This is a genomic window from Breznakibacter xylanolyticus (assembly GCF_003254275.1).
Classification (GTDB): Bacteria; Bacteroidota; Bacteroidia; order Bacteroidales; family Marinilabiliaceae; genus Breznakibacter; species Breznakibacter xylanolyticus.
In genome coordinates this window covers 22,826-47,451 of sequence record NZ_QKZK01000002.1, presented here as the reverse complement: position 1 = coordinate 47,451, position 24,626 = coordinate 22,826, and the positions used below count along the sequence as shown (strand labels likewise).

Genomic DNA, 24,626 nt, shown 5'->3' with positions numbered 1-24,626 from the left:
CCCTAAACCGTAAAAAAAAGTCATACTTCTAATTCGTTAAACAACCGTGCTGTTTCTCTTTTGTAGATGCCGATGCCCGAGAGGGCGTTGCCCAGCACCATCGACAGCAATCCCGGAATAAAACCGATGCCATAGGCCGGCGGCGTGATGGCCGCACGCGCCACAGAGGGCATCATCAACGATGCATTGGGCATCATTTCACTCAGGTCGATGCCCACCGTTTGCATCCAAAAGGCAAGTGCCAGCCCCACTGCAGTTCCCACTGTCGACCCCAGTGTGCCAACGAGCACGGCTTCGGCTAAAAGCGTGCGGTAGATGTGTCCTTTTGATTCGCCCAATGCCAGTCTGAGTCCAAACTCCCGATAACGGCGCAGCCCGCCCAGCAGGCCGGCATTCCACAGCACCACCGACATGGCCAGCACAAACACCATCACCATGATGCTGCCCATGGTGTTGGCATAGGCCAGATAATCGGCCATGCCTGCTTGTTGGCTTAGCCGCATCATCACCGGGGCGTATTCGTCGGTGTCGTTATTATGCTGTGCTTCAAATGCTTGTTGCACTGCTTGTGCCGTGGCGTCAACATAAAAGCCTTTGGGGAAAAATCCCAGCACTTCGCCCGCAGCATCACGCATGTCGAAAGCCATTTGGGCATCCCTCAGGTCAATGAAAATGCCGCCCCGATCCACTGCCGACGAGCCGAAACGCACCGTCCCGGCCACTTCGAAGTTGGCAAAAGCCAGACTCCCGTTCATGGTATTGCCCATGAGGGTGATTCGATGGCCGGGCATTACGGCAAAGCGGGTGGCAAAGTCGTGGGTGATGAGGGCTTGCCCTGCCTGCTGGGGCAGATGACCCGATGTGAGTGCCGATGCTAGGTTGAGGCGTTGTGCCTCACTGCTCCCGGGGCTTAGCAGGTCGAGAGCCCACCCCGTTACCGGCCCCTGGGCACGTGTTTCGCCCAGTGAGTCGGGCACGTCCAGTAGGGCACCAAAGCGGATGCGCGCCACCCATTGCATGTCCGGAGCTGTTTGGCTGAGTTCGTCCATCAACTGCCCCACGCCGATGATGGCCAGTTCGTTGGGCATCTGTTCGGCCTCGGCGGCATAGGGGCGTGTCATCACTTTGAGGTGCCCCGTGGCAAAGCGGGCACTCAGCTCAATGGAGTCGCCCATGATGCCCGTGAGCCAACAGTGCAGAAACACCGTGAGCATGGCGCCCACGCCCACCACCAGCATTGGGAGCAGGCTGCGACTTTTATCCCTGAGGATGCCGATGAGCAGGAAGCCAATCATATCAGTTTACCTTTGAGTGCATCGGTAGGATGGAGATGCAGGATTTTTCGGGTAGGAAGATAACTCACCAGGGTGGCCGACACTGTCACTAGAACGATAGAGGCCGCCACCATGGCAAAGCTGTATACAGGCACAATTTTTTCGCCAATGGTGAGTCCCATTTCGTCGGCCGCCCCGGGCATGGCAATGCCGTTGACGTGCAACGCCCACAGCAGGGGCAAGCCCCAAAGGGTTCCTACGATGATGGCCAGCAGGCTTTGGGCGCTTCCCTCAAGGGTGAACAGACCTACCACGTGGCCGCGTGTCAAGCCCAGGGCGATGTAGGTGCCAATTTCCTTTTGACGTCGAAAAATGGAGAGCACCTGCGTGTCGAATATCGCCAGCAGGGCTATGGCCAGCAGCAATCCATAAATGACGCTGCTGCTCCATTTTTTTGCACGGATGATGTCGCTGAATTCCTTTAGTAATTCGGTGTCGTCCTTGAATATCCAGCCGGGTTGGGGCGTGTGTTGATAGCCCGGTCCGGCAATCATCAGGGTGGCATGGCCGGAGAGGCCGGTCATTTGTTGCAATCGGGTGAGGTTCATCCACATCTGTCCATTATCGATGGTGGGCACGTTGCTGCCAAAGATACCGGCCACTATCACTTGGCAGGCATCAAAGGTGCCATGGCGGTCGCGCCAGCGTATCAGCAGGGTGTCGTGTACTGTGAGATGCGATGCTGCGGCCATGCGTTTGCCTATGATTACGTGCGGCATCTCTTCATGGGCGTCGTCAAGTAAATGCGTGGGAAGTTTCACGACGATTTGTTCCGGAGCAATGCCCTTGAGCAGGATGTTTTGCATGCGGTTGTCCCGGTAGGCAGTGGCCTGAGTGATGAGCACGGGGGTGATGTCACCTTCGTCAATTGATTGCTCGTATGCCGGGGGCAAAAGGGCGTGGGCATCTTCGAGGCAATAGGCATCGAAGGGGTTGTATTGTGCGTGCCACAACTGGCCGCTGCCAGTTTCCCAGGCGCGGGTGTCGGCTTTGGCTTGTTGATTCCAGCCGTCGAGCATGCCGTTGTAAAACACAATGACTACAAAGGCTACCGACAACACAAATACGTTGAGCCAGGTGCGGAGACCGGCTCCCATCAAATTGCGAAAGGCGAGCCTGAGGCTAAGCATGGCGTTTAGTTTGGTGGTTGGTGAGGCGATGGAGAATGCCATTGGTCGTTTTCGACCACACCATCGCGCAGCGTAATGATGCGTTGCAGGTAGTGCATCACCTTTTCGTCGTGGGTGGCAAAGATGAAGGTGGTGTGCAGGTCTCGGTTGAGGGCTTGCATGGTTTGCAAGATGTGGTGCGAATTCTCGGCGTCGAGGTTGGCCGACGGCTCATCGGCCAGCACAATGGAGGGGCGTTTGACCATGGCTCGGGCAATGGCCACACGCTGACACTCGCCACCGGAGAGTTGGGCGGGTTTGCTGTGCATTTTATCGGTGAGCCCGACCCATTCCAGGGCATCGCACACCGCAGTACGGCGTTGGGCATCGTTTCGCTTTTGAAGCAGCAGGGCAAACTCCACGTTTTGATATACCGTGTACACCGGCAACAGGTTATAGGTTTGAAAGATAAAGCCGATGTGGTGGTTACGCAGGTCAGCTGCCTGCCGGTGGGTAAGCGATCCCACCGGCTGACCCATCACGCGTGCCGATCCGGCTGTGGGAACGTCCAGTGACCCGATGATGTTGAGCAGCGTGGTTTTGCCCGAACCGCTCGGGCCTACCAAGCCGGCAAACTCGCCCTCGCCAAAGGAAAGCGTGATATCCTTAAGCGCTGTAAAGAATCCATTGCCCGTGGGGAACTGTTTGGTCAGATGTTGGAGTTCGATGAGGGGCATTTTTTATGGTTTTGGTTTTATGGTTTTGGGGCAAGTGAAGGATGATTGGCAATAAATATGAATATGACACAAATATTCTGAACCCGTAAACTAAAAAAACTAATGATGAAAAACCACCATCACCATGCCGCCATTTCCGGCAAAACGATTGCCTTCATGGTCGGGAAGGTATATTGTTCCGCGATTGGTGAAGGCCATCAGGTACAGTGTCCAGTGGTTCCATTGTTGTTTCCAGTTGATGAAATGGTGCTGCCGATGTTGGTGCCAATCATGATAGACAAGATAGTGCAAATTGCCACCCATGCCAATAGGATAGGAGCAGGAAGCGGCTGTGATGGCTTCGGAATGCTCGTTTTGAAATGCTTGTTTTCCGGTCGTCATCGTTAGATGTTCAAGCATCACCATCACCCCGTTTCCCAATGCCAGAGTGTAGTCGGCTCCCACAGTGAGCAGCAGATGGTGGGTGTCATCGACCGACGGCCTGTTTTGCCCCATCCACACCCCCTCAAACCAAAGGCCGGGACCTACGTCCCACTTGCCGTCCAGGGCAATTCGGTTTTCGTGCCCCGCGGGTAGTGGGATGGTGGCAGATGGAAGGGCTTCGGTGGCACGGTGATGCCCGCTCAGCGCCATCTCCCCCTGCCCCAACGGATGTTGTAAACGACCGCCCCATTCGGGCACATGGAGGCGAGTGGGAGCCATGTCCCAGGTGCGCTGTTGTGTGTTGCCCATTAGTGCCCACACCCACAGGTTGGCATTGTTCAGGAAATAGTAACGTCCCAGCAAACCCCACACGCCATCGGTCATTTGCAACGGGTCGCGGGCGTCCATGGAGTCGAACCACATCAGCGGGCGCAATAGCGTGGCTGAGCCGAAATTGATTTTTTGCAGTCCACCCCTGATTTCGTATTGTCGCCCTGAGTAGCGTGCCCACAAGCGGTAGGGTTTTAACTCCGTTTCAGATTTGCTGTCGTTCAGTTGCTTAAAGGTAAGGTTGCCATGGAGGTCGATGGCCGCATCCATATCAATGCGATGGTGGTTGGTGTTGACTTCCGCCCAATGAATGTTGGGAATGTAACGCCCACCCATGTTGAGCGGGGCAATGGCTTCGGTGGCCACACTGCCCCACGTCGATAGCTGCCCGCTGAATTGCCACATCGGTTGCGCACCGGCTTCATCTGACAGTGTGGCAGTAACAATAACAGGCTGATGTAGGTCAGAACCTTCATTTATTGGAGATGAGGTTCTGTAAAGATACAACGGCAGGGAGACGAGAATTAAAAAAACCCGTTAGACATCAGTCTAACGGGTTTTTCGATGGATTCATCGAAAGTTATCTTACTGTGTAGGCCTTGTAAACCGAATCTATGCCCTTGTCGAGCGTGATGGTGGCTTTCCATCCCAGTTTCTCCAGTTTGCTCACGTTCATCAGCTTGCGGAAGGTCCCATCGGGTTTGGAGCTGTCCCAGTTGAGGTGGCCTGTAAAGCCGGTGGTGCGTTTCACGATGTTGGCCAGTTCGTTGATGGTGAGGTCGTGTCCCACGCCAATGTTGATGTGGGTGTTGCGTATTTCCTTTTCGCCCGAAGCGGCCACGATGTCTTTAAAATCGACCGATTCCATCAGGTAGATGCAAGCTGCGGCCATGTCGTCGCTGTGCAGAAATTCGCGGTAGGGTGTTCCGGTTCCCCAAAGGTTCACCGATACGTTACCCTCATCATTGCCTACAATGCCATATTTGGCCAAAATGGCCAGAATGGCGGCCTTTGGTGCATTTCCATTGATGCCTTCCACCGGCAACTTGTTGAAATCTGATGTCAGGGCTTCCCAATTACTGGTTTCCAGGCAATGAGCCAAATGCATTTTGCGGATGAGTGCCGGCAGTACGTGGCTTTTTTCCAAATCGTAATTGTCATTGGGGCCATACAAGTTGGTGGGCATCACCGAAATGTAGTTGGTGCCGTACTGCAGGTTGTACGATTCGCACATTTTGATTCCTGCAATTTTGGCAATGGCGTAGGGTTCGTTGGTATATTCCAACACATCGGTCAGCAGGCAATCCTCCTTCATGGGCTGGGGGGCGTTTTTGGGGTAGATGCACGAACTGCCCAAAAAGAGCAGTTTCTTCACCCCGGTTTGCCAACTGCTGTGAATGATGTTGTTTTGAATCTGGAGGTTCTCGTAAATAAAATCGGCGCGATAGGTGTTGTTGGCCATGATGCCGCCCACTTTGGCTGCGGCCAAAAATACGTATTCTGGCTTTTCTGCCTCAAAAAAGGCACGGGTAGCCGCCTGGTTGCCCAGGTCGAGTTCTTTGCGGGTGCGGGTCAGTATGTTGGTGTAGCCTTTTTGGCTCAGACCACGTAAAATAGCCGACCCAACTAACCCGTTGTGGCCGGCTATAAATATTTTAGCGTCTTTGTTCATTATTCAAAATAGTTCATGGTTTTGAAGCCGCCCTCTTGGAGGTATTTGTCCTTTTTCATCAGTTTGAGGTCGCTTTTCATCATGTCTTCCACCAGTGTCTCTAAGGTGTATTCAGGTTCCCAGCCCAGCTTTTGCTTGGCTTTGTCGGGATCGCCAATGAGCAAATCCACTTCGGTGGGGCGGAAATAACGTGGATCGACTTCTACCACTACGGTGCCGGCCGGCAGTTGGTAAGCAGCGTTACGACAGCTCTTCACGATGCCTTTTTCGTTTACCCCTTCGCCCGTAAAGGCCACATCGATGCCTACATGGTGGAAAGCCATCTTCACAAAGTCGCGCACTTCGGTGGTTACACCGGTGGCCACTACATAATCTTCTGCTTTTTCCTGTTGCAGCATCAGGTACATGGCTTTCACGTAATCTTTGGCGTGACCCCAGTCGCGCTTGGCCGACAGGTTACCCAGGAACAGTTTGTCCTGCATACCCAGAGCGATGCGCGACACGGCGCGGGTGATTTTGCGAGTCACGAAAGTCTCCCCGCGAATGGGCGACTCGTGGTTGAACAGGATGCCGTTGCAGGCATACATGTCATAAGCCTCGCGGTAGTTTACCGTAATCCAGTAGCCATAAAGTTTGGCCACCGCGTAGGGCGAACGGGGATAGAACGGGGTGGTTTCGCTTTGGGGCACGGCCTGCACCAAACCGTACAACTCACTGGTGGATGCCTGGTAAAAACGGGTTTTTTTAGTCAGTCCTAATAACCGAATGGCCTCCAGGATGCGAAGTGTACCGATGCCATCGGCATTGGCGGTGTATTCGGGGGTGTCAAAACTCACCTGCACATGGCTCATGGCCGCCAGGTTATAAATCTCGTCGGGTTGGGTTTCCTGAATGATGCGAATCAGGTTGGTCGAATCGGTCAGGTCGCCGTAGTGCAAAAAGAAATTGCGGTTGTCCACATGCGGATCCTGGTACAGGTGGTCGATGCGTTCGGTATTAAAAAGCGATGAGCGGCGTTTGATGCCGTGCACGATGTATCCTTTTTTGAGCAGAAATTCTGCCAGATAGGCGCCATCCTGTCCGGTGATGCCTGTGATCAATGCAACTTTTGCCATTTTTAAGTGTGAGATGGTTCTATTATAGGGTTTTATTTTTGTCGGCCACAAAGATAATGTTTGTTTTAAAAAATCGCTTTTATCGCCAATGTTGTTGTCGATGTGCCGAGGTTTGTTCTCGTGTTATTGGTTGAAATAGTGCCAATACCAGTCGATGGCTTGCGAAAGCCCATTTTGAATGTTGAATTGCGGGGCATAACCCAGCAGTGATTGTGCTTTTTGTATAGATGCCAGTGAATGGGGCACATCGCCCTGTCGCTCGGGACCGTAGTGAATGGCAACGTTGGCAATGGCCGGGTTATATCGGCTTAGCAATTGCTTGAGGATGGCGATGAGTTCGTTGAGCGAGGTTTGCTCGCCGAAGGCCACGTTGTAAACCGTGTTCACCGCTTGTGGGTTGTCGGTGATGGCTGCCAATTGGTTCGCCTGTATGACGTTGTCGATGTATGTGAAGTCGCGCGAAAACGAGCCGTCGCCATTGATGGTGGGCGACTGCATGGCGATGAGCGACTTGACAAACTTGGGAATCACGGCAGCATAAGCCCCGTCGGGATCCTGGCGGCGGCCAAATACATTAAAGTATCGCAATCCCACCAATTGCATGCCATAGGTGCGGGCAAACACATCGGCATACAGTTCGTTGACGTATTTGGTAACGGCGTAGGGCGAGAGCGGTCGCCCGATGTTATCCTCCACTTTGGGTAATTGCTTGCTGTCGCCGTAAGTCGATGAGCTGGCCGCGTACACCATGCGTCGCACGCCGTTGTCGCGGGCTGCCACCAGCATGTTGACAAAGCCGCCTACATTCACATCGTTAGACGTGATAGGGTCGTTGATAGAGCGGGGCACAGAGCCCAATGCGGCTTGGTGCAACACCACCGATTGCCCCAAGCAGGCTTGTCGACAGGTGTCGAGGTGGCGGATGTCTCCTTCGATGAGTCGAAAGTTGGAGTTCGACAGAAAGGGGGCGATGTTTTCGCGTTTGCCCGTGGCAAAATTATCCAGACAGGTCACCTGGTTGCCTTGTTCGAGCAGGCGTTCCGTCAGGTTGGAGCCGATGAATCCGGCTCCGCCGGTAACCAATACGTTGGTGTGGGTGAGTAGGGTCATTGTGGCGTTTCGTCTTTTTTTCGTGTGAAGATTGATATGGCGGTTGTTGTCAACTTTTTCTTAAGCATTTCTATTTCTGTAATCATGGCAAATAAACGGCCCATTTCCATAATCGTCACACCGTGTGAGATTGCAAATAATTTCCGTGTTGGGATCGTCCTCATGCACGCAGGTAATGCATAAATCGGGTTTGGGAACGAGATCCATATTGATTTCGTAGCCATCATCGTCAAAATAGCCATTGATTTCCATTGGATCAATTTGGTCAATATGTCTGCGCCCCTTTACTGGTGTGCGTTTGTGCATGGCAATGTCTATTTCGTAATCATCGGTGGGATAGCTTTCCCCTTTAATGCAAGTAAAGCAGCTGTTGCCCACAAAAGCTGAGCCAATTACCCAGATATCGTTTCCACAAGTACATTTTATCCCGTTTTGATAGTCCTTTAAGGTTTGGTTGAGTTGTTTTTTCACCTCTGTGATATTACAGTGGGGGTTCTGTTTTTTGTGGAGTTTTAGGTATTCCGTTAGTGATATTTTTTTGAAACCCATTTGCTGTTTTTGTTTAAAAAGTTGATGAATATAAGCCTTAAGTGATGGGTGTAAAATTTTATTGTTGTTCGGTGTCGTTCGGGCGGATAAACGACCATCTAAATTAAATCAAAAACAGGTTACTCTGAATAAAAAAAGCGACCCGAAGTCGCTTTTTTTATGTTGAAACCAAAATTGGTTTACTTGGCATAACTGATGGCACGTGTTTCGCGAATCACGGTGATTTTCACCTGACCGGGATATGTCATCTCTGTTTGGATTTTGCGAGCCAGGTCATACGACATGCTTTCGGCTTCTTTATCCGAAACTTTTTCGCTTCCCACAATCACGCGCAACTCACGACCGGCCTGAATGGCGTATGTCTTCATCACGCCGGGATAGGAGAGGGCGATGTTTTCAAGATCTTTCAAACGCTTGATGTACGATTCCACGATTTCGCGGCGTGCACCCGGGCGAGCACCGGAGATGGCATCGCACACCTGAATGATGGGAGCCAGCATGGTGGTCATCTCCACCTCGTCGTGGTGGGCACCAATGGCGTTGCAAATTTCGGGCTTTTCTTTGTATTTTTCGGCCAGTTTCATCCCAAGGATTGCGTGTGGCAATTCTGGTTCCTCATCGGATACCTTACCAATATCGTGTAGCAGGCCGGCGCGTTTGGCTTTCTTGGCGTTCAGACCCAATTCCGATGCCATGATGGCACAGAGGTTGGCCGTTTCGCGAGCGTGTTGCAGCAGGTTTTGACCGTAGCTTGAACGGTATTTCATTTTACCCACCAGTTTAATCAATTCGGGGTGAAGACCGTGAACGCCCAGGTCGATGGTCGTCCGCTTACCGGTTTCAATAATTTCTTCCTCTACTTGTTTGCGAACTTTGTTCACTACCTCTTCGATGCGAGCAGGGTGAATGCGGCCATCGGTCACCAGTTGGTGCAAAGCCAGACGGGCAATTTCGCGGCGCATAGGGTCGAATGCCGACAGTACGATGGCCTCTGGGGTGTCATCCACAATAATTTCAACGCCGGTGGCAGCTTCCAGTGCCCGAATGTTACGTCCTTCGCGGCCGATGATGCGACCTTTGATTTCGTCAGAGTCGATGTGGAAGATGGTCACCGAATTTTCAATGGCCGTTTCGGTCGCCACGCGTTGCACTGTTTGCAGAACAATGCGTTTGGCTTCTTTGTTGGCGTTGATTTTGGCCTCGTCCATGATGTCGTTGACGTAGCTCATGGCCTCGGTTTTGGCTTCGGCCTTCATCGATTCAATGAGCATTTCTTTGGCTTCTTCGCCCGACATCCCTGAGATGGTTTGCAACTGTTCGACCTGCTGGCGGTGGAGGCGTTCGATTTCCTCGTTTTTGTGTTCCAAAATTTCCGTTTGAGCCGTCAGGTTTTCTTTGGCCACTTCGGCTTCTTTGGTCTTGCGTTGCAGTTCCTCTATCTTTTGGTTGATGGAGAGTTCCTTTTGTTTGAGGCGGTTTTCGTTGGCCAGCATTTTTGCATTGCGGGCATTGATTTCCTTCTCATGTTCGGTCTTGAGGTGTAAAAACTTTTCTTTGGCCTGAAGAATCTTATCTTTTTTAATCACTTCGGCCTCTGTTTCTGCTTCCTGAATGATTTTCCGGTTGCGGGCACTCAGGGCTTTGGCAAAAATCACCCAAGCCACGCCGCCTCCCACCAGAAAAGCAACTAATCCTATTACTATTTCCATTGTCTGAGGTTTAAAAAATAAAACGCATTATTAGCCTGACATCAAAGCAATAACACATCGCTGTGCTATTGCGACAGGGAAATAATGCGGGTAATATAATTGATTAATAAATACTTATTCTTGAGCCAGCAACTCGTCCAGTTTTTTGTCCAGATTTTTCATGGCCTCCATCAATGGCGTTTCGTCCTGCTGATTTTCAAGTTCTAGCAGTTTGATGACCATCTGCAACGAAGCCATTGCCAAAAAGTCCTGCATGTCTTTGTCGGCATAGTGTTGCTGGTACTGCGACACTTTGTCGTTAATCATTCGTGCAGCCAATCGGATACGTTCCTCATCGCTCCGGTCGATCCTCAGAGGATAGTACCGTTCGGCAACATTGACCCGTATAGATAGTTTATCGTCCATTTATTCCGATTACCGGTTTAAAAGCGCTATGCATTTATCAATTTCCCGCACCATTTGGTTGATTTTTAATTTGGCCTCATGGGCATCAACCTGGGTTAATTCAATGGTCTTGGCCAGTTTCAAACTGTCGTAACGACCTTGAAGCTCTGTTTTTTGTGACAAAGCTTCGGCCAATTGACCGTTTAATGATTCATGGTTGCGCTGTAACATCAGGTGCTCTTGTTTCAAAGCCTGATAGCGCTGCATCAAACGGTCAATTTTTAGCTCCAGATTGTGTACCAATTCCTTATTTGAATCAACCATGGCATAAAATTTCAATCACAAAGTTAACATTGCTTTAAAAATTTCAAAGCCTTGTGTGATTTGTTTTATCTAATTCATTAAAAAAATCAATACAACTATTTTTCCGTTAGTTTGTTAAATGTGAAAATATTTTTTTCGACTGCCTTGAATGCCCGCCTATCAGTGGCTTTTGTGTAACTTTGCAGATGCAAAACCGGTCGATGTCTCGAATCGGTATCTGCTTTGTGTGAACGATTAATAATGAGAGATTTGTCAGCATATCAATTGACCGATTGGTTACCTACAACGCCCAAGGAGGCTCGTTTGTTGGGATGGGAACAACCCGATGTAATTTTGTTTTCGGGCGATGCCTATGTGGATCATCCTTCCTTTGGGGCAGCCGTCATTGGGCGGCTTTTGCAAAACATGGGATTGAAGGTGGCCATTGTGCCGCAACCGAACTGGCGTGACGACCTTCGTGATTTTAAGAAGTTTTGTGTTCCGCGCCTTTTTTTCGGGGTGTCGGCTGGCGCCATGGATTCGATGGTGAATCATTACACAGCCAATCGTCGTTTGCGCAGCGATGACGCATACACACCAGGAGGAAAAGCCGGGTTTCGTCCCGATTATGCCACTACCGTTTACACCCAGATTCTTAAAAAATTATTTCCGGATGTGCCGGTGCTTATCGGTGGAATTGAGGCATCGTTGCGGCGTTTGACCCATTATGATTATTGGAAAGATGAATTGATGCCCGGCATTTTGGCGTCATCGGGTGCCGATATGTTGGTGTATGGCATGGGGGAGCAACCCTTGAAGGAAATTGTGCAATTGCTCGAGAAAGGTGTTCCTTTTTCATCGCTCACCACAGTGGCGCAAACGGCCATTACGCAACCGTTACACGATGAATTGCCTAAGAATAAGCATTGGAGCGACCTTGAACTGGCTTCGCACGAGGCTTGTTTGGCCGACAAAAAGGTATATGCATCCAATTTTCGGCACATCGAAGAGCAAAGCAACCGTTGGCATGCTGCACGGTTGATTCAAAATGTGGGCGACAAGCGCATAGTCATCAACCCGCCATTCCCACCCATGACCAGCAATGAATTGGATGCTTCGTTCGATTTGCCTTACACGCGTTTGCCCCATCCTCGTTACAAAGATAAGGGGGCTATTCCGGCTTTCGAGATGATCAAATTTTCTGTCAACATTCATCGTGGTTGTTTTGGTGGGTGTAGTTTCTGTACCATCTCGGCGCATCAGGGTAAGTTCATCGCTTCGCGTTCTAAAGAATCGGTGTTGCGCGAGGTGGAGCAGGTGATGCAGATGCCCGATTTTAAGGGCTATCTCTCCGATTTGGGTGGCCCCAGTGCCAATATGTATCAAATGCAGGGCATCGATCTGAAATTGTGCGAGCGTTGCACCCGGCCATCGTGCATTCATCCCAATATTTGCAAAAACCTCAATACCGACCACACGCCATTGATTGATATTTATAGGAGTGTGGATAAGTTGCCCGGCATCAAGAAATCGTTCATTGGCAGTGGCGTGCGTTATGATATGCTGCTTAATCCAATGGCCGGTGAGGCTGAAAAGACCAGCCATCAGCGTTACATGAAGGAGTTGATTGCCTATCATGTTTCCGGTCGTTTGAAAGTAGCGCCCGAGCACACATCCGACCAGGTGCTTAAGATGATGCGAAAACCCTCGTTCAGCCTCTTTAAAAAGTTCAGTAAGATTTTTGATGACATTAACCGTGAGCAGGGTCTGAAACAGCAGTTGGTGCCTTACTTTATTTCGAGTCATCCGGGCAGTCGCGAGGAGGACATGGCACAGCTGGCGACCGAGGCGCATGAACTCAATTTTCAGCTCGAGCAGGTGCAGGATTTCACGCCCACGCCCATGACCGTGTCTACCGAGATATATTATTCGGGTTATCATCCCTACACGCTGGAGCCGGTGTTTACAGCGCATAGCAAGGACGAGAAACTGCAGCAACGCATGTATTTCTTTTGGTATAAGCCCGAGTACCGGCAAAAAATTGAATCGCGCCTCCGTGCCTTGAAGCGTTCTGACTTGATACAGAAATTATTTCAAAAAAGTGGAAAAGCGGAACAAAATTTGATTAGAACCAAACCATCTGCAAAAAATGAACGTACACCATTTTTAAAAAATAAACGACGATGAAGAAATTAATTTTCCCTTTGCTGTTCTCTTCTGCATTCCTGTTTTCATCATGCGATGAATTGTCGGATATACTCGGCGAATCGGGCGATTCGCTTACCGAAGCTCAGGTGGTTTCGGGATTGAAATCGGCATTGGAAGTGGGCACCAATTCGGCGGTGTCGTATTTAGGCGTGCAAGATGGTTATTATGGCAATGATCTATATAAAATATTGTTGCCTGATGAGGCCAGCGTGATTGTGGAAAATATTGGCAAGATTCCCGGCGGTGAATTACTGTTGAACAATGTGATTTTGGGAATTAACCGGGCTGCTGAGGATGCTGCCAAAGAGGCCGGCCCCATATTTGTAGAGTCCATTACCAGTATGTCTATTGCCGATGGATGGACCATCCTGAACGGCGATAACCACGCGGCAACCACTTATCTGAAAAATACCACCAATAGTCAATTGGTTGATCTTTATGCGCCAAAAATCAATGCTTCACTGGGTAAAGATTTGTTGGGGAGTGGTATCACAGTGGCCAATACCTGGAGCCAGTTGACATCGGCTTGGAATTCTTTTGTAAATATTAATAATGTATTGCCATTGACTACGAAATATAATCCTGTAAGCACCGACTTGGGAGCTTATCTCACCCAAAAAGCGCTTGATGGGATGTACCTGAAAATATCAGTTGAGGAAGAAAAAATTCGAGAAGATCCTTTGGCACGTGTCAACGACATCCTTCAAAAAGTATTTGGTTCGCTTGATAAATGAACTTTCTGTTAATCTTAATGAATCCCTCTGTCATGCGTGGCAGGGGGATTTTTTGCTTTTGGGCAGGTGCGATTTTTTTTTATTCGATGATGGGGTAAGGGTGTTTGCTGGACGAGTTGTCTGTTTTGCTGTTCTTTTTTAACTCGGCGATAACATTTAACGCTCCGTTTTGTTCATTCAATTGATGTATTTTGGCTTTGTTAAAAAATGAGTCGGAGAGATGTCATTCTGACCATTTACTTTTTTTCAGTCATGATGTTTGAATCTTGATGATAGCAATAAAACTACCGATTATGGGAGTACTAAGATTAACCAGAACGGCGTTGGCCGTTGTGTTGGGAGGCGCATTGACCTTGTTATTTCTCGATTTTTCGGGCACCATTCACACTTATTTTGGGTGGATGGCAAAAATCCAGTTTCTGCCGGCCTTGTTGGCCGTGAATGTGGTCGTGGTGGCGGCATTGATATTGGTGACGTTGCTGTTGGGGCGCATTTATTGTTCGGTGGTGTGCCCGTTGGGCATTTTTCAGGATGTGGTGTCGCGCATTTCACGGCGGGTTATAAAGCGCCGTCAGAGCTATTCGCCCGAAAAAAAATGGTGGCGATACAGTGTGTTGGCATTGTTTGTGGCGGCCATTGCGGCCGGTTTGGGGTCGGTGATGGCGTTGCTTGACCCGTATGGAATTTTTGGGCGAATGGCAGCCCAATTGTTGTCGCCCATTTATTTGTGGAGCAATAATTTTTTGGCCTATATGGCCGAACGTACCGATAGTTATCTTTTTTATCATGTGGATGTTTGGTTGACCGGATTGGGGACTTTATTGGTGGCTGTTGTGTCAGCTCTGCTCATTGGTTATTTGGCCTGGCGTAACGGCCGCACCTATTGCAATACGATTTGCCCGGTGGGAACTGTATTGGGTGTTGTATCGCGTTTTTCGCTGTTTAAACATCGCTTTAATACTGAAACATGCAACAGTTGTGGGTTGTGTGCCCGCGATTGTAAGGCTTCGTGCATTGATTCCAAAAACAAGGTCATTGATTATAGTCGCTGTGTCACATGTTTCAATTGCATCGATGTCTGCAACAAAAACGCCATGCGTTATGGTTTGCCCATCAAGAAAAAGCCTGTTGAAGATGCTTCGGAAAGCCAGGTGGATATGGGGCGGCGGGGTATGTTAACCGTTTCAGCTGCTCTTATAGCCACGGCCACAATCAAGGCTCAGGAGATGAAAATGGATGGAGGCTTGGCGGTGATCGAGGACAAGCAAGTACCGCCCCGCCAAATGCACATTGTGCCGCCCGGGGCTCAAAGCATCCGAAATTTTTCGCAAAAATGTGTGGGATGCCAGTTGTGTGTGACGCAATGTCCCAATCAGGTGTTGCGCCCATCTACCGACTTGCTGCGGTTGATGCAACCCGAGATGTCGTTTGAGCGAGGGTATTGTCGCCCTGAGTGCACGCGATGCTCTGATGTGTGTCCTTCGGGAGCCATTGAGCGGATTGACACGGCTCAAAAGTCGGCCACGCAAATTGGCCATGCCGTTTGGATAGAGAAAAATTGTGTGGTGCTCGCCGATGGTGTTTTTTGTGATAATTGCGCCCGTCATTGCCCGGTGGGAGCCATTCAGATGGTCGCTCGTGAGGCCGGGGTGGCCGATTCGCCCAAAACTCCCGTGGTGGACACTGAGCGTTGCATTGGTTGCGGCGCTTGTGAAAACCTTTGCCCGGCAAGGCCTTTCAGCGCCATTTATGTAGAAGGACATTGCATGCACCGAATCGTTTAATTGAACCGAATATGTCAGATAATAAGAATAAAATTGTCCGTCGTGATTTCCTGAAATTATTGGGCGGCGGCACGGCAGCTGCTGCGGCGGCTTTTACAGGTTGTGACCGGATAGCGCCCACAGGGGGGCGGAAAACGACAGCGGAGGTTCCCACCGACAGCATGACTTATCGCACATCATCGGCCACGGGCGACAAAGTGTCGCTGCTGGGTTATGGTTGCATGCGCTGGCCATTGTTGGCTACGCCCGCTCCCGATGGCAACGTGATTGATCAGGCTGCTGTGAACGATTTGGTGGATTATGCCATCGCCCACGGGGTGAATTACTTCGATACTTCGCCCGTTTACGTGCAGGGATGGTCGGAGAAAGCGACCGGCATCGCACTGAGTCGGCATCCTCGCGATAAATATTTGATAGCCACCAAGCTGTCGAATTTTGGTCCCCAGATCTGGAGTCGGGAGGCATCCATTGCCATGTATCATAAGTCGTTGAATGAATTGCAGGTTGATTATCTCGATTACATGCTCTTGCATGCCATTGGTTTGGGGGGCATGGATGCATTAAAAGGTCGTTACCTCGACAATGGCATCCTCGATTATTTGATAGAGGAGCGCAAGGCCGGCCGCATTCGAAACCTTGGTTTTTCGTACCATGGTGATATTAAGGTGTTCGATTATTTGCTTTCGTTGCACGATACGGTGAAGTGGGATTTTGTGCAAATTCAGTTGAACTATATCGATTGGGAGCATGCCACCGGCAACAATACCAATGCTCTTTATTTGTATGGTGAATTGGATAAGCGCAACATCCCGGCCATTATCATGGAACCGCTTTTGGGTGGCCGTTTGGCTAAGTTGCCACAATATTTGGCGGCTCGACTCAAGCAACAGCGTCCCAACGAAAGCGTTGCTTCGTGGGCTTTTCGTTACGCAGGGTCATTTCCCAAAGTGCTCACTGTGCTCAGCGGGATGACCTATTTGGAGCATTTGCAGGACAACATACTTAGTTACGCTCCATTGGAGCCGTTGAATGAGCAGGAGTTTGAACTATTGTACGACACCGCTCGACTAATGATGGAGTATTCGTTGATCCCCTGCACGGCCTGTCAGTATTGCATGCCTTGCCCTTATGGTATTGATATCCCTTCGGTGTTTTTGCATTACAACAAGTGTTTGAGTGAACACAATGTCCCCGCCAGTTCGCAGGACGAGAATTATCGTCAGGCACGCCGGGCATTTTTGGTGGGTTACGACCGGAGTGTTCCCAAGCTTCGTCAAGCCAGTCATTGCATCGCCTGCAACCAATGTGTGCCACATTGCCCTCAGTCCATCAAAATACCCCAAGAGTTGCGACGCATCGATGATTATGTGGAACAGCTCAAACGGGAGACTTTATGAGCATGACTTCGTTGATTGAATTATTGCATCAGGGAAATTATTCGTGCGTGATAGCGCAGGGAGCAACGGTGCGCACCTTTACGCAACGAGGCGTGGCCGATCTGTATGATTTACTGCATCACGAGCCCGATTTTTTAATGAATGCCATGGTGGCCGATAAGGTCATTGGCAAAGGGGCTGCGGCGCTGATGATACAGGGCGGTGTGTCACGGGTACATGCCGATGTGATGAGCGAACCGGCCATGGATTTATTTGCCAAAGCCGGTGTTGAAGCCGCTTATGGGCGGTTGGTGCCGCATATCATTAACCGGGACCAAACCGATTGGTGTCCCTTGGAAAAAAGCTGCTATACATCTGAAACCGTTTCGGAAATCATCCCTTTGGTCAATGCCTTTGTGGCTCGCATACGGGGGCTTTCCAGGGTTGTTGTTTTGGGGATGATGTCCATGCTGGGTGCATCGTTGTTTGGCCAAAAATCGTTGACCGACACCCTGTCGATCCCCGAAGTGGTAGTGACCGGGACGCGGAGTGAGCTGGATGTGCGTCATCTGCCCATGAGTGTGTCGGTGGTGAGTCGTGCGCAAATAGATGCCCGTCAAGAACCATCGCTTTTACCGGTATTGACCGAGCAGGTGCCTGGATTTTTTTCCACCGCCCGGGGTATCACGGGGTATGGCGTGTCAACAGGGGCGGCCGGGGGCATGAGCATGCGTGGCATTGGTGGCAGTCCCACCACTGGCATGCTGGTGCTCATCGATGGCCATCCCCAATACATGGGTTTGATGGGGCATCCCATTGCCGATGCCTATCAGTCGATGATGGCCGGGCGGGTGGAGGTGGTTCGGGGGCCGGCATCGCTGCTGTATGGTTCCAACGCCATGGGGGGCGTCATCAACATCATCACCAGGCACAACGATCGCAAGGGGATGACCGGCTATGGGCGCGCGGGAACTGGTACTTTTAACACGAACCTCACGGAAGCAGGAGGCAGCTATCGTAAGAACCGGCTCACGGCCTTGGTGTCTGCTTCGTACAATCGCACCGACGGGCATCGCGACCGCATGGCGTTTGAGCAATATGGCGGATATGGTAAGTTGGCATACGATTTTTCGAAAGTCTGGATGGCTTTTGTGGATGTGAACCTCACTCATTTTAATGCTTCAAACCCGGGAACCCTTCAGCATCCTTTGTTTGATAACGATTCGCGCATTACTCGCGGCATGGCATCGGCGTCGGTCGAGAACTGTTACGAGCACGCTTCGGGGGCGGTGAAGCTGTTTTATAACTGGGGGCGTCATCAAATTGATGACGGATACGTACAGGGCGTACAGCCCAAGGATTATTTGTTTCGCTCGACCGACCGAATGGCAGGTGTTTCTTTGTATGAGACGATTTTGCTTTGGGGTAACAGCGGGTTGACGGTCGGGGTGGATTACATGCAGTTTGGCGGCACAGCACGCAACGTTTTTTTTAGCGGTGCTGAGACCCTTCTGGTGGATCGCATCGATCATGAAACGGCCGGTTATGCGCAGTGGAGACAAAACATTGGCGAGGTGATGACCCTTCATGCCGGCATCCGGTACGACCATCATTCGCATGTGGGCGACCAATGGGTGCCACAGGCAGGGACTTCGTTTTACCTGTTGCCCAACGGAGAGTTGAAGCTGGTGGCTGCAAAGGGATTTCGAAACCCTACCATTCGGGAGTTGTTTATGTTTCCGCCTCAGAATGCCCACTTGCGCACAGAAACGATTTGGAATTATGAACTTTCGTGGTCGCAACGATTGTGGCAGGGACGACTATCGTATGGTGTGAACTTTTTTATAACCGAAGGCGACAACATGATTCAAACCCTGATGCAGGAGGGACGTCCGCAAAATGTGAACGTTGGGACTGTGAGCAATCGAGGTGCCGAGTTGACGGCAGCTTATCGGGTGTCGAGAAGTTTGAGTTTGTCGGGTAACTACAGTCTGCTGCGCATGGGTAATCCGGTGTTGGCAGCTCCAGGGCAAAAGATGTTCGCGGGCATCGATTACGTGTCGCGTCAATGGCGGGCATCTACCGGAGTGCAGCATGTGTCGGGTTTGCATACTTCCATGGATCCAGTGGTGAAAGAGGCCTTTACGCTTTGGAATCTTCGTGGCAGCTATTTACCCACCCGGCATATTGAGCTATATTTAAAGCTCGAAAACCTGTTGGATGAAATTTATGAAATCAATTCGGGCTTTCCCATGCCGGGCATGACGGGCATGGGGGGTGTGATATTTAACTTTTAAAATAACTACGATGCAATCAATCGCAATTCAGCTCAATACGTTGAGCTATTCGCAGGCAAAGACCTATTGGGTGGCCGCAGCCTTTGTGTTGGGTAATGTGCTGGTGCCCCAGCTTTTTCATAGCATCCCTAAGGGGGGAATGATATTCTTGCCCATTTATTTTTTCACGCTGGTGGGCGCTTACAAGTACGGATGGAAGGTCGGGCTCCTCACGGCCATCGCATCGCCATTGATTAACTCGGCCTTGTTTGGCATGCCTGTTGCGGCGGTGTTGCCAATTATTTTGGTGAAATCAACTCTGTTGGCGTTGGCGGCTGGTTATGCGGCCACTTATTTCAAGCGGGTTTCTATTTTTATCATGATGCTGGTGGTGTTGTCGTACCAGGTGGTGGGAACATTGGCGGAGTGGTGGATGGTAGGCGATTTTTATGTGGCTTTGCAGGATTTCAGGCTGGGCATTCCCGGTTTATTGATACAGATGGTGGGCGGTTTTCTTTTTGTAAAATATTTAATTGGTAAATCATGACGACACTTTTGTTTATTGGCGGGTTAGGGATGCAGGAGATTTTTTTCATACTGCTGATTGTACTGTTGTTGTTTGGCGGTAAAAAGATACCCGAGTTAATGCGCGGCCTGGGCAAAGGGGTGCGTAGTTTTAAGGAGGGGATGAACGGCATTGAGTCGGAGTTGAAAAGCGATGTGAAAGATCAACCCACCACACGTTCATGAGTGAATCGGGATCTGCCGAAAGGATGACGTTTTGGGAACATCTGGATGCCCTGCGCGCGGTATTGGTGCGCGTGGTGGTGGCCATGGTGGTGTTTGGCGTGGTTGCTTTTGTGTATAAAGAGCAGCTTTTTGCCGTGATATTGGCGCCCAAGCAGAGTGATTTAATGATGTTTAGATGGTTGGCTGCCGCAGGGCAGTGGCTTGGGGTTTCGGGCATGGAGATGGCGCCATTTGACGTGCGCCTAATTAGCACGCAGTTGACCCAGCAATTTGTCACCCACATAAAAATGGCGCTGCTTGCCGGTTTTTTGTTGACGTTTCCCTACATACTTTATGAGGTGTTCCGTTTTGTGTCCCCTGCCTTGTACGTGCGTGAACGACGCTATGCCCTTCGGTTTATTTTGAGCGGTTACGTGATGTTCATGTTGGGGGTGGCCATGAGTTACTTCGTTATTTTTCCGCTCACATTTCGTTTTTTGGCCACCTATCAGGTAAGCGTCGAGGTCGAAAATCACATTGTGCTGGAGTCGTACATCGGCACCATGATGATGCTCAATTTGATGATGGGCATCTTGTTTGAAATGCCGGTGTTGAGCTGGCTTTTTGCCAAGATGGGGTTTCTTTCGGCTGCCTTTCTGCGCAATTATCGCCGTCACGCCATCGTGATTCTGCTGTTTGTGGCGGCCATCATCACCCCTACGTCCGATGTGTTTACCTTGCTGTTGGTAGCCATTCCCATTTACTTATTGTACGAGGTGAGCATCTGGATTGTGGCGCTGTCGAACCGTGCATGATGGACTTATCTTGATTCGTATTTGCCGTCCACCATTACTGTTACGCCGCAACTATTCAGGTGTTGTCGCAGTTTGTGGGAAGCATCTTCTGATAAATTGAATTTGAAAACCGATTCTTGGATTTGGTGTTGTTGAAACCAGCACACATAGATGCTTTGATGGGTGAGCCCCCGCTCGAAGTCCATCATCACGATGTTTTTGAGGTGAATGGCCTGTTTTTGTTTTTTTCGGAATGATAGCACCACGAAATGGGTGTCGGTGATGGCCAGATATTGTTTGGCTCCCACGAGTGTTGGCCAAAGGATGCCTCCAAGCAAAACAATGAATGGCAGATTCAGGTATAAGCTGTGTGGGCCGTTTTGCGCGGCACAGTATATGAAAAAGATGAGAGCCGAGACAAGCACCTTGATTGTGACATTTGAGTGGGGCGAAATGGCTGTGAGGTGGCGTGTGGGAGCGGATTCACTCCAGGGAAGCGGGGTGTTGTTGTCTAAATTTGGGAATCGCGTGGGCGAGATCCCTCGATAAATACCGGCTGCCGGATCCTGGTTGAGCAGAAGGCACAGTTCACGATACAGCTCGGGCATTTGTTGCGTGAACTCACCTGGCGCTTCGAAAAAATGCTCTACGACCACCGCAAAAAATTCCCTGAAGTTGGTGGCTCCGTATGAACGCAAAAATGTGGTGTCACCATTTTGAAACGCTGTAAAATGGGGATACGCCTTGTTGATGAAATTGTCCAACAACCGTCGGCCGATGTAGCTTTTGCCGTGACCCAAAAAAGTCCCTAAATCCAAGGCATGTGTCATTTCGTGCAACCCGAGGTTCACCTTATCGGTGTCGTTGGCGTAGCCTTCCTCAAAATGTTTGAACGATAGCACAATTTCGCGCTTGTTGACCTCGCCCTTATGATAGTTGAGGGTGAGCCGGTTTTGGTACGCATCCTGATAAAGCACAATGGTATTGTAATGTCCCAAATCGGCATCGGGACGGCCAAAGAGCAGCTGCACGGCCGATGCACTCACCAGCAATTTCATGTCGGGGGTGATGGGGTGATGATCTCCGCTTATCCAATGAAAACGGCCTGTCAGCAGGCGGGTGCGTTTGAGGAATTCAGCCTGTAATTCAGGCGTAAGGTTGCGGTAATAGCTGTTTCTTGCGGCCAGCAGGTCATGCCATTGAGGGGTGTCGGCCAATGGAGAACTTATTCGGGGTTCCTCGAAATGACCTTTCCCTCCCCCGACGATGATCATCTTGAGGATTTTGAAGACATAATGTAAAAGCATGATTAAGCAGAAAGCTGCCAGGGCTAACATCATCCATTGCATAAGGGAGCGGGTATTAGTTGTGTGGGGTTAGGTTTTTTCGTTGTACAGTCGTCCTTGCCAGGTCTCGCGTTCTTCGAGGCGTTTCTCGACTTTGTGCACGAACTCAAAATTCTTCAAGCCCCAGTTGGGGGCAATCAGTAGGTCGTGGGGCGCCTGGCTGATAAAGCGTTCCACAATGATGTGGGGTGAGAGGCGCTCGAGGAAATCGACAATGAGCTCGATGTATTTTTCGGCAGTCATCAATGCAAATTTTTCGGGCGTGGTGGCGTATTCTTTGGCAAAGCGCGAGCCTTTCACAATCTGCAGCTGGTGCAGTTTCAGATAGCTGATGGGCAGTTGTGAAATCACATCGGCGTGGGCCAACAATGTTTGCTCATCCTCGCCCGGCAGCCCCAGAATCATGTGTAGTCCCACGGGAATGCCCCGTTGGGCAATGCGGCAGGTGGTCGCAACGGTCTCTTCCCACGAGTGGCCGCGGTTAATGGCCGAGAGCGTGCGGTTGAGGGTCGATTCGGCACCCAGTTCAATGGCGATGTAATGGCGTTGGTGCCATTGGGTGAGTTCGTCGAGCAGGCGGTCGTCCACGCAGTCGGGGCGCGTGCCCAGAACCAGGCCGTTGACCAGTGGATGCGCCAGCGCTTCGCCATATTTATTGAGCAAATCGCTCAGTTCACCATAGGTGTTGCTATATGCCTGGAAATAGGCCAGGTAAAACTGGGTTTTATATTTGTCGCGAAAAAACGAGATGCCCTTATCAATTTGTTGGGTAATGGTGAGCTCCGGGCCGCAGTACGATGGGTTGAAGGTGCTGTTGTTACAAAAATCACAGCCCCCGGTGCCTTTGCTGCCGTCGCGGTTGGGGCAGGTGAATCCCGCGTTGATAGAGACTTTTTGGATGCGTTGCCCGAATGTTTTTTTGATGTAGCTGCTGTAGTCGTTGTAACGCTTGGCGTGACCCCAGGGAAATGTCATCATTGGTTCAAATGGTTTGGGGCAAAGGTAGTCACATTTTTGTAGAACATGTCCGATCTTCGATCCTATACGGTGTGTGGTATTCTTTGATTCTGTCTGGTTTTAGAAATCTGTGTTTGATGTAGTTCTTTAATTGGTACCTCTATTTTTTTTGACAAGCGCTTGCTTTGATGCTAAATTTCATGTTACAATTTCTAAAGCATGTCATTGGTGACGTTTTTTAAGTCGATGGGAGAGTGGGGGGATAACCCACGGCTTCATCCCTATTTGTTAATGGGGGTGTGCGGCGTTTTTTTGTTGATATTTGCCTTGTTACACCATCGCATCGATTACATCGTCAACCTTTATTATGGCATCCCGGTGGTGTTGGCCGCTTATTTTTATGGATTTTGGGCGGGAATGGCGGTGTTGTTTGCGTTTACCGGGTTGCATGTGTTGATGCTCATGGGCATGGGTGATGATTATGTGTTTATTTTTGCAGGAACTCGTATCCGTATTGCCTTTGTGAGCTTGATGGTGGTTGGGGGCATTGTGTCACGCTTTCGAGCCCTGAAAGAGAAACTCCGCCATAGCGAAGCCCTATACCGTTCGTTGTCCGATGAGTTGGCCATGACCAATCGGGCCAAGGACAAGTTTTTTTCTATCATTGCACACGATTTGCGCGGGCCGGTAGGATCCATTAGCAATAATCTCGACCTGTTGTTAAATTCTCAGCATGAGATGAATGAGTCCGATCGACGTCAGTTGATGGTGGCACTGCATGCCATGTCGACACGGGTGTTCAATTTGCTTGAAAATTTGCTTAAATGGGCTCTTGTGCAGCAAGGGCGCATCCATTTCCATTTTGTAAATGTGGAGATGCGACAGATGACAGATGACTGTTTTCTGTTGTTTCAATATATCGCCCGTGAAAAAAGTATTGAACTCGAGAATCGGCTCCCAGACCAATTGTTCGTATGCGTCGATAAGAACGTGATGGAGACCGTAATGCGCAACATCATTTCCAATGCTCTAAAGTTTACCCATTCCAATGGTCGGGTGACGGTGGATGTTGTGCCAGATGTCCGGCATGCCATTATTCGCATTGCCGATACAGGCATTGGCATGACTCCTGAGATGGTGTCACAACTGTTTCGAGTCGGGCAGGGGGTGTCTACAGAGGGTACCCATGGTGAGCGGGGTTCCGGACTGGGGTTGATGTTGTGCGACGAGCTGATCCGCCAATGCCACGGGCGTATTTGGGCGGAGAGTGAATCCGGTCATGGTACTTCATTTTTCATTGCATTGCCTAAAGTTGCTCCTTGAGGGCAGTAGGTTAAGCCCCCTAAATCTCCTGAAGGGTAACTTTGGAGCCTTTCGTTCATGTTGCGAAAGAAGCGTTGAAAATGGTTCAAGGATGATCAAAACTTCTTGGTGCATCACAAAAGTTCCGAAGTGTAATATTTGAAGCGTTTTTTAAAATTCTCCTGCCGTTAGGCCGGAAAGCTCGGTAGAATGAATGGTTTATCGTTTTGTTTTGCCCCATCTGGGGCAAAAGAGCGAATCAACGTATTTGCTACCGACCTTTTTCCCCTACGGGGAAATTTTTAATCCGTACTTCCGCACTCTTGTACTTTTGCACTTAGTTAC

General features: G+C 50.1%; 22 protein-coding genes. 9 read left to right on the top strand and 13 right to left on the bottom strand.

Annotated features, from left to right (window positions below; genetic code table 11):
* Nucleotides 1-20: 20 nt before the first annotated feature.
* The 11 genes from LX69_RS01410 to LX69_RS01360 form a co-directional block, all read right to left on the bottom strand.
* Nucleotides 21-1,295: an ABC transporter permease gene (locus LX69_RS01410; RefSeq protein ID WP_111444029.1), complete on the bottom strand. Its 1,275-nt coding sequence runs from the start codon at nucleotides 1,293-1,295 to the stop codon at nucleotides 21-23.
* A complete protein-coding gene (locus LX69_RS01405) occupies nucleotides 1,292-2,506 on the bottom strand; it encodes an ABC transporter permease (protein ID WP_221621239.1) in 1,215 nt (404 codons plus the stop codon). Before LX69_RS01405 ends, LX69_RS01410 begins: the two co-directional genes overlap by 4 nt.
* A complete protein-coding gene (locus LX69_RS01400; protein ID WP_111444027.1) occupies nucleotides 2,470-3,180 on the bottom strand; it encodes an ABC transporter ATP-binding protein in 711 nt (236 codons plus the stop codon). Before LX69_RS01400 ends, LX69_RS01405 begins: the two co-directional genes overlap by 37 nt.
* A 99-nt stretch (nucleotides 3,181-3,279) precedes the next feature.
* On the bottom strand, nucleotides 3,280-4,338 hold the full coding sequence (locus tag LX69_RS01395; RefSeq protein ID WP_111444026.1) for a hypothetical protein: 1,059 nt from the start codon (nucleotides 4,336-4,338) through the stop codon (nucleotides 3,280-3,282).
* Between the two features lie 175 nt (nucleotides 4,339-4,513).
* Entirely contained in the window at nucleotides 4,514-5,605 is a 1,092-nt protein-coding gene (locus tag LX69_RS01390) for a GDP-L-fucose synthase family protein (protein ID WP_111444025.1), read from the bottom strand.
* Nucleotides 5,605-6,720, bottom strand: coding sequence for a GDP-mannose 4,6-dehydratase (gmd, locus tag LX69_RS01385; RefSeq protein WP_111444024.1), 1,116 nt, complete (start codon nucleotides 6,718-6,720; stop codon nucleotides 5,605-5,607). The genes LX69_RS01390 and gmd overlap by 1 nt, the downstream gene beginning before the upstream one ends.
* Nucleotides 6,721-6,843: 123 nt before the next feature.
* Nucleotides 6,844-7,830 (bottom strand): SDR family oxidoreductase, encoded by a 987-nt coding sequence (locus tag LX69_RS01380; protein WP_111444023.1) that lies wholly within the window; start codon nucleotides 7,828-7,830, stop codon nucleotides 6,844-6,846.
* 60 nt (nucleotides 7,831-7,890) lie between these two features.
* A complete protein-coding gene (locus tag LX69_RS01375; RefSeq protein ID WP_111444022.1) occupies nucleotides 7,891-8,379 on the bottom strand; it encodes a hypothetical protein in 489 nt (162 codons plus the stop codon).
* A 179-nt stretch (nucleotides 8,380-8,558) separates the two neighbouring features.
* Nucleotides 8,559-10,088, bottom strand: a complete 1,530-nt coding sequence (rny, locus tag LX69_RS01370) for a ribonuclease Y (RefSeq protein ID WP_111444021.1) — start codon at nucleotides 10,086-10,088, stop codon at nucleotides 8,559-8,561.
* 114 nt (nucleotides 10,089-10,202) lie between these two features.
* The gene (locus tag LX69_RS01365) at nucleotides 10,203-10,493 is read right to left on the bottom strand and encodes a cell division protein ZapA (RefSeq protein WP_111444020.1); all 291 of its coding nucleotides are present in this window, start codon (nucleotides 10,491-10,493) and stop codon (nucleotides 10,203-10,205) included.
* 9 nt (nucleotides 10,494-10,502) lie between these two features.
* A complete protein-coding gene (locus tag LX69_RS01360) occupies nucleotides 10,503-10,796 on the bottom strand; it encodes a hypothetical protein (protein WP_146260600.1) in 294 nt (97 codons plus the stop codon).
* Between the two features lie 240 nt (nucleotides 10,797-11,036).
* On the opposite strand from LX69_RS01360, the gene LX69_RS01355 reads away from it, so the two are divergent.
* From LX69_RS01355 to tatC, 8 genes are all read left to right on the top strand, one after another.
* Nucleotides 11,037-12,962, top strand: a complete 1,926-nt coding sequence (locus LX69_RS01355) for a YgiQ family radical SAM protein (RefSeq protein ID WP_111444018.1) — start codon at nucleotides 11,037-11,039, stop codon at nucleotides 12,960-12,962.
* Entirely contained in the window at nucleotides 12,959-13,717 is a 759-nt protein-coding gene (locus LX69_RS01350) for a DUF4197 domain-containing protein (RefSeq protein ID WP_111444017.1), read from the top strand. The genes LX69_RS01355 and LX69_RS01350 overlap by 4 nt, the downstream gene beginning before the upstream one ends.
* 293 nt (nucleotides 13,718-14,010) lie before the next feature.
* Nucleotides 14,011-15,501: a 4Fe-4S binding protein gene (locus tag LX69_RS01345; protein ID WP_111444016.1), complete on the top strand. Its 1,491-nt coding sequence runs from the start codon at nucleotides 14,011-14,013 to the stop codon at nucleotides 15,499-15,501.
* Between the two features lie 11 nt (nucleotides 15,502-15,512).
* Nucleotides 15,513-16,898 (top strand): aldo/keto reductase, encoded by a 1,386-nt coding sequence (locus LX69_RS01340; protein ID WP_111444015.1) that lies wholly within the window; start codon nucleotides 15,513-15,515, stop codon nucleotides 16,896-16,898.
* Nucleotides 16,895-19,174 carry a TonB-dependent receptor domain-containing protein gene (locus LX69_RS01335; RefSeq protein WP_245934910.1) on the top strand — a complete coding sequence of 760 codons (2,280 nt, stop codon included), beginning with the start codon at nucleotides 16,895-16,897 and terminating at the stop codon, nucleotides 19,172-19,174. Before LX69_RS01340 ends, LX69_RS01335 begins: the two co-directional genes overlap by 4 nt.
* A 10-nt stretch (nucleotides 19,175-19,184) precedes the next feature.
* On the top strand, nucleotides 19,185-19,700 hold the full coding sequence (locus LX69_RS01330) for an ECF transporter S component (protein ID WP_111444014.1): 516 nt from the start codon (nucleotides 19,185-19,187) through the stop codon (nucleotides 19,698-19,700).
* Nucleotides 19,697-19,903 carry a Sec-independent protein translocase subunit TatA/TatB gene (locus LX69_RS01325; protein WP_111444013.1) on the top strand — a complete coding sequence of 69 codons (207 nt, stop codon included), beginning with the start codon at nucleotides 19,697-19,699 and terminating at the stop codon, nucleotides 19,901-19,903. The genes LX69_RS01330 and LX69_RS01325 overlap by 4 nt, the downstream gene beginning before the upstream one ends.
* A complete protein-coding gene (tatC, locus tag LX69_RS01320; RefSeq protein ID WP_111444012.1) occupies nucleotides 19,900-20,697 on the top strand; it encodes a twin-arginine translocase subunit TatC in 798 nt (265 codons plus the stop codon). The genes LX69_RS01325 and tatC overlap by 4 nt, the downstream gene beginning before the upstream one ends.
* 5 nt (nucleotides 20,698-20,702) lie before the next feature.
* Here tatC and LX69_RS01315 read toward each other — a convergent pair whose 3' ends face one another.
* The gene (locus tag LX69_RS01315; protein ID WP_170124184.1) at nucleotides 20,703-21,950 is read right to left on the bottom strand and encodes a zinc-dependent peptidase; all 1,248 of its coding nucleotides are present in this window, start codon (nucleotides 21,948-21,950) and stop codon (nucleotides 20,703-20,705) included.
* A gap of 102 nt (nucleotides 21,951-22,052) precedes the next feature.
* A complete protein-coding gene (locus tag LX69_RS01310) occupies nucleotides 22,053-23,000 on the bottom strand; it encodes a TIGR01212 family radical SAM protein (protein WP_221621238.1) in 948 nt (315 codons plus the stop codon).
* 198 nt (nucleotides 23,001-23,198) lie between these two features.
* Here LX69_RS01310 and LX69_RS01305 point away from each other — a divergent pair, with 198 nt between their 5' ends.
* Complete coding sequence (locus LX69_RS01305) at nucleotides 23,199-24,302, top strand: sensor histidine kinase (protein WP_111444010.1); 1,104 nt, start codon at nucleotides 23,199-23,201, stop codon at nucleotides 24,300-24,302.
* Nucleotides 24,303-24,626: the final 324 nt, after the last annotated feature.